The 16,310-nt window shown below is 63.7% G+C and carries 12 protein-coding genes; 6 read left to right on the top strand and 6 right to left on the bottom strand.

All coding sequences use genetic code 11. The features are described from left to right. Positions 1 to 74: 74 nt before the first annotated feature. Both GXB81_RS09980 and GXB81_RS09975 read right to left on the bottom strand, forming a co-directional pair. Positions 75 to 989, bottom strand: a complete 915-nt coding sequence (locus GXB81_RS09980) for a sugar phosphate isomerase/epimerase (protein ID WP_205989019.1) — start codon at positions 987 to 989, stop codon at positions 75 to 77. A 106-nt stretch (positions 990 to 1,095) separates the two neighbouring features. Further along, positions 1,096 to 2,187: a Gfo/Idh/MocA family oxidoreductase gene (locus GXB81_RS09975; protein WP_205989018.1), complete on the bottom strand. Its 1,092-nt coding sequence runs from the start codon at positions 2,185 to 2,187 to the stop codon at positions 1,096 to 1,098. A gap of 348 nt (positions 2,188 to 2,535) precedes the next feature. On the opposite strand from GXB81_RS09975, the gene GXB81_RS09970 reads away from it, so the two are divergent. Beyond that, positions 2,536 to 3,546, top strand: coding sequence for a LacI family DNA-binding transcriptional regulator (locus GXB81_RS09970; RefSeq protein ID WP_167039049.1), 1,011 nt, complete (start codon positions 2,536 to 2,538; stop codon positions 3,544 to 3,546). 52 nt (positions 3,547 to 3,598) lie between these two features. On the opposite strand, the gene GXB81_RS09965 is transcribed toward GXB81_RS09970, so the two are convergent. Then, positions 3,599 to 4,636, bottom strand: a complete 1,038-nt coding sequence (locus GXB81_RS09965; protein ID WP_167039332.1) for a LacI family DNA-binding transcriptional regulator — start codon at positions 4,634 to 4,636, stop codon at positions 3,599 to 3,601. 214 nt (positions 4,637 to 4,850) lie between these two features. Here GXB81_RS09965 and GXB81_RS09960 point away from each other — a divergent pair, with 214 nt between their 5' ends. Genes GXB81_RS09960 through GXB81_RS09945 form a run of 4 tightly spaced genes read left to right on the top strand, consistent with a single transcriptional unit; the run spans position 4,851 to position 9,388 of the window. Then, a complete protein-coding gene (locus tag GXB81_RS09960) occupies positions 4,851 to 6,152 on the top strand; it encodes an MFS transporter (RefSeq protein WP_167039048.1) in 1,302 nt (433 codons plus the stop codon). Positions 6,153 to 6,176: 24 nt separating this feature from the next. Beyond that, the gene (locus GXB81_RS09955; RefSeq protein WP_205989017.1) at positions 6,177 to 7,403 is read left to right on the top strand and encodes a CoA transferase; all 1,227 of its coding nucleotides are present in this window, start codon (positions 6,177 to 6,179) and stop codon (positions 7,401 to 7,403) included. Beyond that, entirely contained in the window at positions 7,400 to 8,542 is a 1,143-nt protein-coding gene (locus GXB81_RS09950; protein WP_205989016.1) for an extracellular solute-binding protein, read from the top strand. The genes GXB81_RS09955 and GXB81_RS09950 overlap by 4 nt, the downstream gene beginning before the upstream one ends. Before the next feature lie 60 nt (positions 8,543 to 8,602). Beyond that, a complete protein-coding gene (locus GXB81_RS09945) occupies positions 8,603 to 9,388 on the top strand; it encodes an enoyl-CoA hydratase/isomerase family protein (RefSeq protein ID WP_167039044.1) in 786 nt (261 codons plus the stop codon). 59 nt (positions 9,389 to 9,447) lie between these two features. Here the strand turns inward: GXB81_RS09945 and GXB81_RS09940 are convergent, their stop codons facing one another. After that, positions 9,448 to 10,422 carry a GlxA family transcriptional regulator gene (locus tag GXB81_RS09940; protein ID WP_205989030.1) on the bottom strand — a complete coding sequence of 325 codons (975 nt, stop codon included), beginning with the start codon at positions 10,420 to 10,422 and terminating at the stop codon, positions 9,448 to 9,450. Positions 10,423 to 10,557: 135 nt separating this feature from the next. Between GXB81_RS09940 and GXB81_RS09935 the strand changes: the two genes are divergently transcribed. Then, positions 10,558 to 11,238 (top strand): DJ-1/PfpI family protein, encoded by a 681-nt coding sequence (locus GXB81_RS09935; RefSeq protein ID WP_205989015.1) that lies wholly within the window; start codon positions 10,558 to 10,560, stop codon positions 11,236 to 11,238. Positions 11,239 to 11,349: 111 nt separating this feature from the next. On the opposite strand, the gene GXB81_RS09930 is transcribed toward GXB81_RS09935, so the two are convergent. Next, positions 11,350 to 12,042 (bottom strand): phosphatase PAP2 family protein, encoded by a 693-nt coding sequence (locus GXB81_RS09930; protein WP_205989029.1) that lies wholly within the window; start codon positions 12,040 to 12,042, stop codon positions 11,350 to 11,352. A 336-nt stretch (positions 12,043 to 12,378) separates the two neighbouring features. Then, entirely contained in the window at positions 12,379 to 16,161 is a 3,783-nt protein-coding gene (locus GXB81_RS09925) for a DUF748 domain-containing protein (protein ID WP_205989014.1), read from the bottom strand. Positions 16,162 to 16,310: the final 149 nt, after the last annotated feature.

The following is a 16,310-nucleotide window of genomic DNA, read 5'->3' as shown; positions in this document are numbered from 1 at the left end:
ACTCCGGAAACCGGCACTCGCGGTGCCGGGTTGATGTGGAAGGCGGGAACTCGCGGCGCGGCGGCGCGCCGTTTTCAAACCCCGTTGGCGCGCAGCTTGCCGTCCAGAAACGCCTTGGCGCGCGGCACGTCGTCTTCGGTCAGGTGCTCGATGATGATGGGGATGTTGGGGTGACGCTTCGCGAGGCGCCGCAGGTACAGGTCGTAGTTCAACGCGCCGAGCCCCGGCGCCGGTAACTCGATCTCGCCGACACCGCGAAACGTATGGCTCTCCGCCGCATCGGCATCGCCGATATCGGAGTGCTTTTCCGACTTGTCGCCGCCGGCACGTTTGACGTCCTTCGCGTGAGCAATGCAGATCTTGTCGGACAGCGCATCGAACACCTGGTTGAGCGTCTTGTCCATCTGGTCGATGTTATGGTCTTCGAAGTAATTGGTCGGGTCCATCAATAACCCGAGTCCCGGATGATCGACTTCGGCGAACATGCGCAGGGTTTCTTCCACCGAGCCGACGACGTTGTTCACGTAGGTTTCGAGCAGGAACACGGCGCCATGATCATAAGCATGCTGCGCCAGTTCCTGAATCACGGCCCGGCATTGTTCCCAGCCTTCCTCGGTCTTGTTGCGGGGGTGATGAACCCAGTCGCTGTCGGTCGCGAACGTACCCGTCTCCGAGATCACATACGGCGAGCCCAGATACTGCGCATGAGCGATGATTTCCTTCAGATAGTCATTGCGCCGCTGCCGTTCCTGCGCATCGGGATGCACGATGTTGGTATAGCCGGAGATGCACGACACCGGCAGGTTGTGATCGCGGAACGTGTTGCGGATGCGCTCGCATTTGTCCTGGGTGATCTGGCCGCGGCCGAGGTCCATGTCCTTGAAGTGCAAGTCCAGTTGCACGGTATTGAAGCCGTGCGCGCGAATCTTGCCCGCCGCGGTGGCCAGGTCGTACGGAAAATAGCCTGAGAAAATGCCGGGTTGAATCATCCTCTGTCTCCTTGGGATGAGCCGGCCGCCTCATGGGGCAACCGGTTGCCTGCCTGCTAAGTGGTCCTACGGGAACGGAAACGGCTGGGAACCTGAGGCAACGCTCCTAGCCGGGAAGCGGAATTTCGGTCATGCGCACGGTACGGCGCTCGGTGGCGGACCGATACGCGGCCTCGACCAAGGCCATGGTCCTGACGTTGTCGGCCACCGTCAGCGCGGGCTCGGTGCCGCTCGCGAGCGCGTATTGCAACTGCTCCATCACGCCGATGAAAGCGTGCGGGAACCACATCGTCGACCATTCGGGCGTGACCCACTGGCCGTCCGTCATGCGTTGCGACGCGTAGCTCAGCGTGGAGGGATTGCCGTGCGGCCAGCCGATCGTGCCCTTCGCCACGCCCTCGGTGCCCTCGACGCGCCAGTTGATGTATTGATCGTCCGCGAAACCGTCGTGGCGCGGTCCGGCCCAGACATCCTCGAGCGAGAAGGCGATCACGCCCGACTCGAACCGCAGCGTCGTGCCCACGATGCCGTCCTGATGCGCGAAGCGCGTACGCGGGTCGGTGCGCACCACGCTGGTGACTTCCGTGGGCTCGCCGAACAGATGGCGCAGAACATCGAGGTGATGCACGCTCATGTTGGACAACGTGAGCCGGTCGTAGCCTTCGAGAAAGGCCTGCCAGTGCGGAATCGCATGCATGTCGATCTGGGCCAGCACCGGTTCGCCGAGCGCGCGTTCATCGAGCAGCTGCTTGAGCACGCGCATGGACTGGTCGTAGCGCATGTTCTGGTTGACCGACAGAAGCTTGCCGGCCCGGCGCGCCTCGTCGCGCAACGCCAGCGCTTCCGGCAACGACAGGGCCAGCGGCTTTTGCGCGAGCACGGCCTTGACGTGGGGTGCCGCCAGCGCGGCGCGAATCAGCGCGGGTTGTTGATCGGGGGGAAACGCGATGTCCACGATCTGCACCTCGGGATCGTCGATCAACGCCTGGGGCGTGTCATGCACGCGCCCGATCGACCATCGCTGCGCCACCGCCTGCGCCCGGCCGGGCGTGCGCGAGGCGATCGCCGCGACCTTGAAGCCGGCCTCGCGATAGGCGGCCAGATGGCAATCCGCCATGATCATGCCGGCGCCGATGCAGCCAATGGTGTAGCCGCGTTCGCGCACAGGCGCATCGGGTTGGAAGCCGATTACGGACATGCTCGTCTCCTGTTGGTATCGGCCGGCGAAAACCGCCCCGCTCGCCTGCCGGGGGCCGATCGATCGCCGATCCGTTTAGACGCGAATATCACATCTTTTTTATTTGAATGCAACATCATTTTGCTTACAAATTTCACTTTATTAACATCAATTTGATGTTATCGCTATTCCAGGCTGCCAGTCTGCTGCGACCTGAAACGCAACGCCTGTAATGCCTTACCGCTGCGAGAGATGAGCCTCAAACCACAAGCCGTAGTCAGCCAGTATCAACCCATCAAAATGAGGCAATTCAATCAAAATGATGTGATATGATCGACTCATGAACCCAACCACCGAGCCAATCACGCCATGACCCGCGCCACCATCACGGCCATTGCCGAAGCCGCGGGCGTCTCGACCGCCACGGTGGACCGCGTCCTGAACGGGCGCGAAGGCGTGCGCAGCCACACCCGAGACCACGTGCTGGCCGTTGCACGCAAGCTCGGTCACGCCGGGGAAGCGGACCAGGGCGCCCAGGCCGGCATCCGCCTGAGCTTCGTCCTGCCCGCCGGCGACAACAGCTTCATGTCCCTGCTGCATCAGCATCTGCTGGTGGAAGCGCAATGCCGGCCGGAAGTCCAGGCAAGAATGCATCTGGTCGAGGGCTTCAACGCCGAAAAGCTCGCCGCCCAGTTGCATCAACTGAAGGGCAATACCGATGCGGTCGGGCTCGTCGGGCTCGATCATCCGCAGGTTCGCGATGCCATTGCCGCCTTGCAGGCAAGCGGCGTCCATGTCTGCACGCTGGTCTCGGATATCCCGACGTCGGCGCGCATGGCCTATGTGGGTATCGACAATCGCGCGGCCGGGCGTCTCGCCGCATGGCTGCTGGGGCGCTTCCTGCCGCAGGGCGTGCCGCAGGAAGTCGCGGTGTTTCTCGGCTCGCTGGCCTACCGGGGACACGAGGAGCGCGAAATGGGATTTCGCGCGTTGCTCAGCGAAGAGTTTCCGCACATCAGGATCGCCCGCATGCTCGAAATCGGCGACGACCGTGCCCGCGCCTACGAGCTGACCCGGCAGATGCTGCAGCAGGGAACGCCCGCGGGCATCTACAACATCGGCGCGGGCAATTCGGGAATCGGCCGCGCCTTGCAGGAAGCCGGGCTGCAACGCCAGATCATGTTCGTCGGCCATGACCTCACCCACATTTCCCGGCAATTCCTGCTGGATCGCACCATGGACGCGGTCATCGAACAGAATCCCCGCGTCGAGGCGCGCGAAGCGGTCCGGTTGCTGGCGTCGGCGGTGCGTGGGCAAGCCGAACCGACCTATATGCCCCGGCTACAGGTCATCTTCCGGGAAAACATTCCGCTGAGTTGATGAGCGCACGGGCCTGACAAACAGGCCCGGCCTGCAACACAACCCCGTAAAACTAGGTACTTTCTCTGACGACGAGATCGAAGCCCACGTCGAGCGCCTCGGTCTCCAACGGCTGCTTGTTCAGGCGGCGCACGAGCAGACGTGCCGATTGCGCGCCGATGTCGCGTGCCGGCACATGCACGGTCGTCAGTCCCGGATGCAACTGTCCAGCAAAGTCGTAGTCGCCAAAACCCGTGATGGCGATTTCATCAGGAACCCTGATGGACGCACCGATGCACTCGAGCAACGCGCCGCCCGCAAAGACGTCGCTCGAAAACACGATCGCATCCGCCTCCGGGTAACGCTGCCTGATGTCGTGGAAAAGCTCGGCGCCGACGCTCATCGATAGAGGCCGGTCGCGATAGATCACCTCGCGCACCTTCTTGCCCTTGAAGTGTTCCGCGACGCCTTCGAGAAAGCCCGCGTGGCGCTGCTCGGCCCGATAGTCGCCCGGAAAGATGACGGCGGCAAACGCAAGCTTTTTGTAGCCGCGCCCAGCGAGATGCGCCACCACCGCGCGGGCGGCGTCGCGATTCGAAAAGCCGACCAGCATGTCGATCCGCTCCTCGGTCCAGTCCCAGGTTTGCACGACGGGAATCCCCGCCTTGCGCAGCAGCGAAATCGTCTCCGGACGATGCACCGTGCCGATCAGGCAGACGCCGTCGGGACGGCGGCCCAGCATGCTGCGCACGAGTTCGTACTCTTTCTCGGGCGAGTAGTCCGTGTGACCGAGAAAAAGCTGATACCCCTCGGTCAGCAATACGTCGGACATGCCCTGCACGGTCTCGGCGATCACCGAGGCCGCGAGCGTCGGAATGATCATCGCGATCGTCTTGCTGCGGTTGGACGCCAGCTGGCTCGCGGAAAGATTCGGTACGTATCCGGTGGCCTCGACCGCGGCCGTGATGCGCGCGAGCGTGTGCCCGGCGACCGTGTCCGGAAATCGCAAGGCTCGCGATACGGTCTGCGCCGACACGCCCGCCTGCGCGGCGACCTCGGCCAGCGTGACCGTATAAGAAAGCGATTTGCGACGTGATGCGGGCCGATCCATTCCTGCTCCAGTTAAGGGTTTGCCGCCGATGCGGCGGTGCAAACCATCATTTTCGTCAGATTTCCGCGGTTCCACCACCTTCACCCCCTGCGCCGGGTAAACACCTGGTTTCGATCGCCATATCTCAACGCTAACATTAACGCTAACATTAGCGCTAGCGAAAATTCCGTTCGAGTCGCGCAAGTACACAAAGAAGGGACCAAAGGAGACAAGGATGGCCGGCACTTCCCAACCACGGCAGAAGCTGTGGATTCCCCTTACCGCCAGCGCGGTAGGGACGTTCGTCGAATGGTTCGACTTCATTCTGTACGGCGCCGCGTCCGCCTTGATCTTCAACAGACTGTTCTTCCCGAGCTTCGATCCGGTCACGGGCACGATGGCCGCCTTCTCCGCCTACGCGGTGGGCTTCTTCTTCCGGCCGCTCGGTGGCGTGGTGTTCGGTCACTTCGGCGATAAATACGGCCGCAAGCCCGTGCTGATCGTAACGCTGTGCATGATGGGGCTGTCGACGGCCGCGATCGGGCTGCTGCCCACGTATCAGCAGATCGGCATCTGGGCGCCCGTCATGCTCGTCGTTCTGCGCATCGTCCAGGGCTTGGGCGCCGGTGCGGAATACGGCGGCGCGGTGCTGGTGGCAGCCGAGGCCGTCAACCGGCGGCACGGCTTTTTCGCCAGCTTCCCCGCGGCGGCCGTCGATCTGTCGCTGGTCTGCGCAACCGGCGCAATCGCGCTGTTCAGCCTGATGCCGAGCGAGCACTACCTGACGTGGGGCTGGCGCATTCCGTTCGTCGGCAGCCTGCTCGTGCTCGCGTTCGGCCTCTTCGTACGCCGCAATCTCAAGGAAACGGACGACTACCGGCGCGGCACCGACAGGCAGGCGCGCAAGATGCCGCTGCGCACGCTGCTGCGCGAACACAAGGCTCGCCTGCTGGTCGCCATGGGGGTCAATCTCACCCCGAGCCTGTCCTACGTTTTCCAGATCTTTGCGTTGTCCTACGCAACGAAGCAGCTGCATATGCCGCAGAACACCATCCTGATCGGCGTGATCCTGTCGGGTATCTGCGGCGCGATCGCGACCGTGGGATTCGGCGCGCTCTCCGACCTCGTCGGCCGGCGCACGGTGATTTTCGGCGGCGCGATCTTCGTCTGCCTGTTCGTCTTCCCGTTCTTCAGGATGCTCGACAGCGGGACGCCGTGGATCGTCTGGGCCGCGGTCGTGCTCGCCCATCTCGGCGAACGCGCGGTCTTCGGCGTGCAACCGGCCTATTACCGCGAGCTGTTCCCGGTGGAAGTGCGCTACAGCGGCATTTCGGTCGCTCGCGAGGTGACGGGTTCGCTGATCGCCGGCCCGCTGCCGCTCGTCGCCACCGCGCTGATCGCCTCGACGAGCGGGCAGACATGGCCGCTGGCGTCTCTCGTCATCGGCCTTGCGGGTCTGACCGCCATCTCGATCCTGTGCGCGGGACGACTCGATCGCCCGGCCGCCAACACGAACCCAGCCACGGCGAACGGCTGATACTTTTTATAGGAAGCATGCAACATGCAAAAGAATGAACCCCGCGGCGCGCTGAGCGGATACCGTGTACTCGACTGCTCGATCGCAATGGCGGGCCCGTTCGCGGCGCAACGCCTGGGCGACCTCGGCGCGGACGTCATCAAGGTGGAACCGACCACCGGCGAATGGCAACGCCACACGTCCGCGGGCGGCGCGCGCGGCAACCAGATCAACGTCTCGTTCCTTTCGCTGAACCGCAACAAGCGTTCCGTCGCGATCGACCTGAAGGCCGAAGAAGGGAAAGCGGCCCTGTACGAACTCGTCAAGAGCGCGGACGTGTTCCTGCAGAACTACCGCCCCGGCGTGGCGAAGCGGCTCGGCGTCGACTACGACACGCTCAAGGCGCTGAATCCGAAGCTCGTGTACGTCTCGATGTCGGGATACGGCGAAGACGGCCCCTACGTGCAGCGTCCGGGCCAGGACCTGCTGCTCCAGGGGATGTCGGGTGCGATGCTGTCCGCCGGTCGTGCGGACGAACCGCCGCAGGCCGCGGGCCAGTTTCTCGTCGACGCGGTCGCGGCCTCGACCGCGTTCGAAGCGGTCCTCACTGCCCTGCTGCATCGCGAGCGCACCGGCGAAGGCCAACTGGTCAAGGTCAACATGCTCGACGCGATCGTGACGCTGCAGATGCAGGAGCTGACCGTCTTCACCCAGGGCAAGGTGCCGCAAAAGCGCAGTCACGAGCCGCATGGTCACGTGTTCATTCGCGCGCCGTATGGTGCTTTCGCCACCCGCGACGGCTACATCATCATCGCGTTCCCGCCGCTCAAGAAATTCGGTGAGCTGATCGGTGAGCCGAGCTTTCTCGACATGGTCGACGAAGTCGACGGCTTCGCACGCCGCGATGAGATTTTCGCGCGCACGCGCGAGCGTCTGACCGCGCGCACGAGTGAGGAATGGCTGGCACTGTTCGCCGAGCACGATATCTGGGCGGGGCCGGTCTACAGCTATGCGGACGTCGTCGAAGATCTGCAGATCCGGCACAACGGCACGTTCGTCGAATACGAGCACCCGACCGAAGGCCTCGTCAAGGCGCCGGGCTTCCCGTACCAGTTCGAGAAAACGCCCGGTTCGGTGCGGATGGGCGCGCCGCTCGTGGGCGAACATACGCGCGAAATCCTTCGTTCGGCAGGCCTCGACGATGCGGCCATCGACGCTCTGGTGGCGCGCGGCGTGGTCAAGGAGCATGCGCACGAAACGGAGAAGGCATGATGCGCCCCTACCGCGCACTCACCTGGGATCATCCGCGTGGCTATGACGCGCTTGCCGCCGCAGCAAGCGCGCGGGCGGATCTCGACGGTGTCGATATCCAATGGGAAAAGCAGCCGCTGGAAGGCTTCGAGTCGCATCCGATCGAGGAACTGTGCAGCGCGTATGACATCGTCGTGCTCGATCATCCGCATCTCGGCGAGGCAGTCGCGCGCGGCTGCCTGCAACCGCTGGAAGCGCTGTTCGAAGCGAGCGACATCGCCCAGTGGCAAGCGCAATCGATCGGTCCGTCCTTGCGCTCCTACCAGATCGGCGGACAAACGTGGGCGTTGCCGCTCGACGCCGCGGCACAGGTCATGGCCTGCCGGCCCGACCTGCTCGACGCGCCGCCGCCCGCGACGTGGGCCGACGTAATCGACCTTCCGGCGGCCACGCCCGTCGCGCTTTCTCTGGCGGGACCGCACGCGATCCTGACGTTCATGTCGATCGCGGCGACGCTCGGCGAGCCGATCGGCTCGCTGGAACCGGGGGTTTTCGTCTCGGAGCCGACGGGCCGCAAGGTACTGGACGTGCTCAGGGCGCTGTATCGCCGAACCGCCCCAGAGACGATCGCGCTCAACCCGATCCGGATGCTCGACCTGATGAGCTCGACGGATCGTCTCGCGCTGTGTCCGCTGATCTTCGGCTACGTCAACTACTCGCGCGGCGCGACGACCTCGCGCGCGGTCCGTTTCGCCGATGTGCCGACGTTCTCCGGCGCGCCGTCGGAGGCCACCTCGGTCATCGGCGGCACGGGCATCGCGCTCAGCACACGCTGCGAGGCGACGCCGGCGCTCCTCGCGCATCTGCGCTGGCTGCTTTCCGAACCGGCGCAACGCGAGTTCATTCCACAGCATGCCGGGCAGCCGAGCCACCGGGCCGCGTGGCATGACGGCCGCGTGAACGAACTGACGCACGGCTTCTTCGAGCGGACTTCGCGAACGCTCGAACAGTCGTGGGTGCGACCGCGCTTCGACGGCTACATCGCGTTCCAGACCCAAGCCTCGGCCATGGTCAGAGACGCGCTCGCGCGCGGCGCCGGCGATGCCGATCTGCTGAACGGGCTTCAGTCGTCGTACCGGCAATGCTTCAAACCCGTCTGAATACCTGGCCATGACCAGGCAATGACCAGGAAACTATCAGGCAACTACCAGGAAGCGAAAATGAGTGAGCATGTTGAAGGTTCCGTGTCGTTCGAAGTGAGCGACTTCGTTGCGACGGTCACCTTGAATCGCCCGACCAAACTGAATGCGATGACGCCGATGATGGCCGCACAGGTCGTCGAATACATGAAGCGCTGCAACGAGGACGACGCGATTCGCGCCGTCGTTCTGACGGGCGCGGGACCGAAGTCGTTCTGCGCGGGCTCCGACATCGGCACGCTCGACGACTACACGACGCCGTGGAATTTCCGCAATCGCCCGGACTATTGCGACGCGGTGCGCGGCCTGCTGAAGCCGTCGATCGCCGCAATCAACGGATACGCGTTCGGCGGCGGCCTGGAAACGTCATTGAGCTGCGATATCCGCATCGCGTCGGCCAATGCGCAATTCGCCGCACCGGAGATCAAGCTGGGCTGGATCGGCGGCGGCGGCATGGCGGCCTTCCTGGCCAACTCGATCGGAGCCTCGAATGCCGCGCTGATGCTTATGACTGGCGACCCTATCGACGCCGAGCGCGCACTCCAGTGGGGGCTGATCAGCGAGGTTGTCGAGAGCGCGGAGCAGGTCTTGCCGCGAGCGCAGGACGTCGCCCGGACCATTGCGCAACGCGCGCCGATCGCGGCGGAAACCGCCAAGTCGAATCTGCACGCGGCATTCAACATGCCGCTGGAAAACGCGATCCAGTATGAACGCGATCTGCAAACCATCTGCTTTGCCACCGACGACGCGCGCGAAGGGCGTGCCGCGTTCAAGGAGAAACGGCAGCCGGTTTTTTCGCGCAAGTAGGGTTGGGGAGCGGCAGGGGGGGTTGTCGTGAGGGTTGCCCCGCTCCACGATTCCATTGTTCAGGAAAACGAAAACCGCTCCCTATACACCTGCGGAGCAACTCTCAACAAACGGACGAAACTGCGCCGCATGCTTTCCTCACTACCGAACCCGCAACGGGTTGCAATGCGTTTGACCGGCCACGAGGTCTCGCCGAGTAGTCGCTGTGCCGCTTCGACCCGAAGTTGCTCAACCGCGCGCGCCGGCGTGCGGCCCGTTTCCGCCTTGTAGTGACGCATGAAGCTGCGTTCGCTCATGTGGAGCCGTCGGGCCAGCGTGGGAACGGAAAGATCGGACGCAAGGTGCGCCGTCATCCACGCATGCAGTTCGCCGAACCGGTCATCCGCCTTTTGCATCGACAGCATGGCGCTGAACTGCGACTGGCCGCCCGGCCGCTTCACGAAGACGACGAGCTCGCGGGCAACGTCCAGTGCGACTGAACGGCCGAGGTCTTCTTCCACGAGCGCAAGAGCGAGATCGATTCCCGCGGTCACGCCGGCGGATGTCCAGATAGCGCCGTCGCGCACGAAGATCGGATCGGTTTCCACGCACAGCTTCGGATAGCGGTTCGCGAGTTCGTCGCAGCGGGCCCAGTGCGTGACCACGCGCCGCCCATCCAGCAAGCCGGCCTCGGCCAGCAGGAACGCCCCCGAACACACGGAAGCGATGCGTTGCGCCCGGCCGGCTTGCCGCCGTGTCCAACGCGTCAGGCGCGCATCCGCCGATGCCGCGGAAACGCCGCGCCCGCCCGGAACGATAAGCGTATCGATAGGCCCTCTCACGGAACCGATGGAACGCGCCAGCAAGGCCACGCCCGAGGACGACGTCACGAGCCCGGCCTCGGCGGCAACGAGCCGGGGTGCATAGGGTTCCGCGAGCCCACGCTGCACGGCCAGCTCGTTGGCGGAAGCAAAAACCTGCAATGGCCCGCTGACGTCGAGCAGTTGGACGTCCGGAAAAGCAAGCATCAGGATAGATCGCGCTTCGGCTGGCATGACGTGGCAAAAACAGAGCGTGGCAGAAACTGAGGGGTAAATGGCAATCTTGCCAAAGGCTACCTGCATAGAATCGATTCGTCCACCTCGAAACACCCATCGAAAAATCGTTTCTACATTTGACAAGGTATCCTCATGACACTCCAGATCGGATTTCTGGTATTTCCGCAAATACAGCAACTCGACCTGACCGGTCCCCACGACGTACTCGCATCGCTGCCCGGCGCAACGACCCGATTGATCTGGAAAACCCGCGAACCCGTGGCATCCAGCAGCGGGCTGCTCCTGACGCCCACCGCCACGTATCAGGACTGCCCGCCACTCGACGTGATCTGCATTCCCGGTGGAAGCGGCGTGACGGATCTGCTACAGGACGCTCAGACGATCGAGTTCGTTCGCAAGCAGGCCGCCGGCGCCCGTTATGTCACGTCCGTCTGTACCGGCGCGCTATTGCTTGGCGCTGCGGGCTTGCTTCGCGGACGGCGCGCCACGACTCACTGGGCCTTCCACTCGCTGCTCGAACCGCTCGGCGCCATTCCGACGCGCGAACGGGTTGTCCGTGACGGCAACCTCATTACGGGCGGCGGCGTGACCGCGGGCATCGATTTCGGGCTGACGGTGGCGGCGGAATTGGCGGGGGCCGAGGAAGCGCAGGCGATTCAGCTCGGACTCGAATATGCTCCGGCGCCGCCGTTCGAGGCGGGAGACCCGGACGTCGCACCGCAAGCGATCGTGGAACTCGTCAGGCAACGGTCCGAACAGGGATTTGCGTCGAGGCAGCGAATCGTCATGGCAATCGCCGCGAGTCAAACCTGAGCGGCCGCGTCGACGAATGCATGCGGAAGGTGCGCGCCCGAGGAGAGCGAAGACAAACCCATTAGACCGGCCCATAACGGGCCGGCACCCTCCTCGCGCCCGCCTTGTACTTCACAGATGCTTGAACACACCGCTCGCCAGCTTGCGCAGTTCGTCGAACTGCGTGACGAGTTCGAGGCACAGAATAAAAGCCAGCATCGCCGAGGGTCCAGGATAGCGTTCGATCCATCGCAGCACCGGAGTCGCGTAGCGCACGCGAATCGCATCTCGCGTCATGACCAGGGTAATCACGACGCCGATGGCCGCGCCCACCAGCAGATCGGTTGGGTAGTGAAAGCCGAGATAGGCGCGCGGCAGGCAAATGAACACCGCGGTATAGAGAATCGCCAGTACACCGATGCCCCGCCACACGAGGAAGATGCCGGTGGCGACCGCCATCCAGAGCATCGCGTGATCGCTCGGAAAGGAGCTCCAGCTTGTCAGCAGTGCGTCCCTGGTCGCGCCGCGCGTAAAGTGCAGATGCAGTTCGTCGCTATAGACGGGACGCACTCTGAACGGCAGCCAGTGCGTCAGCAATCTTCCGACGAAGAGCGCCACGATGCCGCTCAGAAACGTCGCGAGCGCCATTTCCCGCCGCCATTCGCGCCGCCCGTCCTGCTGAAACCACATCCACCACAGCACGGGAACGAGTACGAGGCCCTTGAAGGTGTACAGGTCGGCGATGGCTTGTATGGATTGGGTCGCGAAATGGCCGAAATGTACGTTGGACAGATATGTTTCGATGGACGAATCGAAGTTGTTCATCATCTTGTAAGAAACTTGGGCTAGTCGCATCAATAGTTAGCATAGTCTATTGGATGCGCGGCATTTTCTAGTACTTACTTTCACTGACAACTTTTACGGCGCAATCCGGCAGCCGGCGTTCAGCGGCCGCTTACTACGCGAGCGTTCTGTGTGGGCGGCGGATACGCCGGGAACACGATGGGATCGTGGCGAGCGCGAACGGCTCGCGATGGGGTGAAGGGATAGTGAAAGCGCCGTCACGCCGCGTGATCTGTACGCGGCATGACGGACATGCGCCACGCAAGCGGCACGCGTCGCGGCGCGCACGGCCCGGCGGCCGGCACGCGCGCGCCGCTCTCACTTCAGGCCAAAGTCCACGCGCGTGGTCGCGCCTTTGTCCTTGATACCGTCGGCGTTGAGCTTCGGCGCGACGATGAACAGACGGCTGCTGTCGATCTTGCCATCCAGATACTGCTGCACGCTTTGCGCGCGCTGCTGCGCAAGCTGACGCAGGCTCGCGTCGTCGATCGGCGCATTGGCGGCAAGCGCACCCTTCATGTCGCCCTCGGGCAGCGTCTTCGTCATGCCGATGAAATTGCGCGGCTTCTTGAAATCTCCCGACTTGTACGCCTTCGCCAGATATTTGTCGTAATCCTGCTGATCGACGGTGACCGTCGACAGATCGACGCTCTCGCCGTTGCCCACCACGTCCTTGATCTTCTGCTGCTTGACGAGCCGGTCGACGTACTGCGTGCGCAGCGCCGGTTCGTCGACCTTCGGATCGACGCGGCCGATCAGGTCCATGCGGATCGACGGCTTGTCCGAGAGCGCCTTCACGATCGTGTCGAGCTTCTGCTTGTCGGCGTCGGTGAGCGTGGCCGAGCCCGCGTCGAACTCGACGTAGCCGAGCTCCTCGCCGTTGCCGCCGAACGCGTTGGCAATCAGCGAGAACGGCGCGGTCACCGCTTTCTCCAGCAGATTGAGCACCGCATGCCAGATCAGGCCGCCGATGCTGAACTCGGGGTTCGACAGCGAGCCCGACACCGGCAGGTTCACGTCGATCTCACCGTGCGAATTTTTCAGCAGCGAGATCGCGAAACGCACCGGCAGCTTGGTGGCCGTGTCGTTGTCGACGTGATCGCCGAACGTGAGCTGATCGATGAACAGGTGGTTGTTCGCGCTCAGTTGATCGTTGTCGAGCTTGTAGTGCAGATCGACGTTGAGCTTGCCCTTCGTGATCGGATAGCCGGCGTATTTCGCCGAATACGGCGTGAGGTTGGTCAGCTCGATGTCGTGCGCGGTCGCGGTCAGATCGAGCGCCGGCTTGTCGATCAGCGGATTGACGCTGCCGCGGATCGTCAGCGGGCCGTTGGCCGCGAGCTTCGCGGCGACGTCGACCGGCGCGGGGGTCGTCGATTGCGTGCCGAACGCGCCGACCGTGCCCTGAATGTCGACGAGGTTCGCCGTGTAGTTCGGCCGGATGAAGTTGTCGGTGTAGGTGACGCGGCCCTGCTGCAGCACCAGTTGCCCGAAGTGCAGCTTGACAGGATTTTGCGGCGGCGTGGCGGCCGTGACGGTCGCGGGCGTCGCCGAGGCCGCCGAGGCCACGACCGGCGCAGACGCAGCTACTGCTTCCGACGCCGCCGCCGGCGTCAGTTCCACGTGATCGGCGCCGCTCTTGTCGCGCGTGAGCGACTGCGCCTGACCGCTTTCATGCGCGACCACGTCGTTCAGGTTGAGCTTGCCTTGCGCATCGAGCAGCACGCGCCCGTAGAACTTCGAGAACGTGACGCGGCCCGCGTCGACCGTGGTGCCGTGTTCGTCGTAATCGGCCTTCAGGTTTGACAGCGCAAGCGAGCCCCAGCCCGCGAACGGGTCCGAGGTGGCCTTGTCGAGCATGCGCACGTCGACGAGCGCGACGTCGCCGCGATAGTTCGCTTTCAGCGCCTTCGCATTGGTAACGGCGAGTTCGCCGTTTGCGTTGAGCAGCGCGCTCGCGATCACCGCGTTGAGCTTGCTGCCGAAGTACGGCTCGAACGCCGCCGCGTCGAGCCGGTTCGCGTTCACCTTGACGGCGAGCTTCAGCGGCGTCGCGGTAACGTCGCCCTTCACGCCGAGCGTGCCCTTCCTGTTCAGCGTGGCTTGCAGATCGACCGGCAGCGGGTGGCTCAGGTCGTCGCTGATCTGCTGCACCTTCAGTTGCAGCGGCGCGATGCTGAGCTTGACCGGCTGCGGCGTGGTGTTGTCGGTGAAATTGGCGGTCGCGTCCTTCAGCGTCAATTCGCCGATCTTGTAGTGCCACGCTGGACCTTCTTCGGCCTGCGGCTTCTTCTCCGCGTGCACCGCGGTGCGCGGCTGCGCCGCTGCATGCGGACTGGCGAGCGATGCGAGGTTGATACTGCCGTCTTTCAGGCGCTGCGCGTCGATCGCGAGGCCGGTCGCGTCGACGCTCGTCACGTCGGCCGTGCGCGCCGCCACATCCACCTGCTTGACGGCTACATTGCCCTGCGCAAGCGAGATCAGCGGCGCCTTGCCGTCGCGCGCCGCGAGCTTGAGCGACTGCATGTCCACCTGCGTATCGGCGACTGTCAGCGCCATCGGCGACTTCGACCAGTTCGTGTCGATATTCGTCGTCACCGAAAGCGCGCCGTCGAGCACCTGCGCCGAGGTTGCGGAGTCCAGATACGGCTGTATCGGCGGCAGCTTCAGCGACTTCAGATCGAGCTTCGCGCTGGCCGTTTTCGCCGCGAGGCCGAGCGTGCCCTCGCCGGCGAGCGTGCCGCCATCCTTGAAGACGGTGTTCAGCGTGTAGTGAGCAGGCGCCGATGCGAGCGTCGAAAAATCGTTCAGCGTGACCGCGAGATTCTGCAAACCGGCATCGACCGGGCGCGGCACCGCTTCGTCGTGAACGTTGACCGTGCCGTCGTTGAGCGCGAAGTGCTTGATCGACAGATCGAGCGGTGGCGCGGCTTTTTCAGCGGCCGCGGTTTGGGTGTCGGCTGCGGCCTTGGCGCCCGAAGCCGGGGACGCCGCGCTGGCCGCCGCCGTGGCCGTCGCGTTCTGTTCGGGCGCCGGCGCGAACATGCGCTCGACGCTGAGCACACCGTCCTTGTCGCGCGCGAGGTTCGCGTTCGGCGCATCGATGCGGATCTCGTCGAAGTGATAGACGCTCTTCAGCGGTTCGAGCGACGCAGCCGCCACGTGTACGGCATGCGCCGCGAAAAACGGCGCCTTGCCCTGATCCCGCACGTCGACGTCGTTCAGATCGACGGTGCCCGCGACGCGCAGCGAAGGCGTCTCGTTCGACATCGCGAAGTTGAGCTTGAGATCGGTCGAGAGCTTGCCCGACTGCACGATCACCGGCAATTTGCTCGGCGCATAGGAGATCAATTTCGGCACATCGAGATCGTCGAAGCGCAGCGACACTTCCGATTCGCGCGACTCTGCAAACGGCTTGGTCTTGCCGTCGATTGCGAGCTGGCTGTCGCCGTCGATGCGCGCGCGCAGCAGCGGCTCGACGAAGATGTTGGTTTTCGAGGGCAGCGTCGCGATGAACGGAATGCCGAGCTTCCATTGATCGATCACGTGCTTCGTGCCGAGCAGCCGGTCGTCGAACGTGATCTGGCCGTTTTCGACGCGAATATTGGAAACGGAGAACAGCGTCGGCTTGCTGTCGGGTTTCGCGGGCTGGCTCGCGAATTTCTCGATCAGATCGCTGAAATTGAAGCGCTGCGCATCGTAGCGCACGATATGAAAACGCGGTGAATCGACCTGGACTTCATCGACGATCGGTGCGGCGCGAAACAGCGAACTCCACGACGGCTTCACGATGAGCCGCGAAATATCGACGAATTCGCCCGCGCCGCCGCGCTCGCCGATATGCACGTTATCGGCTTCGAAGCGCAGCGTGTACGGATTGAGCGCGATGCGGCCGATCGTGGCGGGCCGGTCGAGCTGCTTGCTCAACTGCTGGCTCGCGATATGGCGAATCAGCGGCGGCGCCGCGAAAAAGCCCAGCAGGCCGAATACGACGAGAAAGATCAGCAGACCTATGAGAACACGACGCGTACGACGCGACTGTGCGACTTTGCGCACGGTCTGCATGGAGGAGGCTAACGATGCTTTATTGAGGCTTGCCATGCTCGCTCTGGATGAATGCGGCGGCAAGCCCGCCGCGAAAAACAGAAATCCCGCAAGCGGCAGTATAAGTCGTGAATCAGTTGTAAGACAGTATTGTCAGAGACGGTTTGAAGATTCGCGCCGCCGATCGATGACTGTCCGGGGCCGTC

Origin of the sequence: Paraburkholderia sp. Ac-20336, assembly GCF_017105025.1 — a bacterium.
Lineage (GTDB): Bacteria > Pseudomonadota > Gammaproteobacteria > Burkholderiales > Burkholderiaceae > Paraburkholderia.
This window is presented reverse-complemented; position numbering and strand designations above follow the sequence as displayed.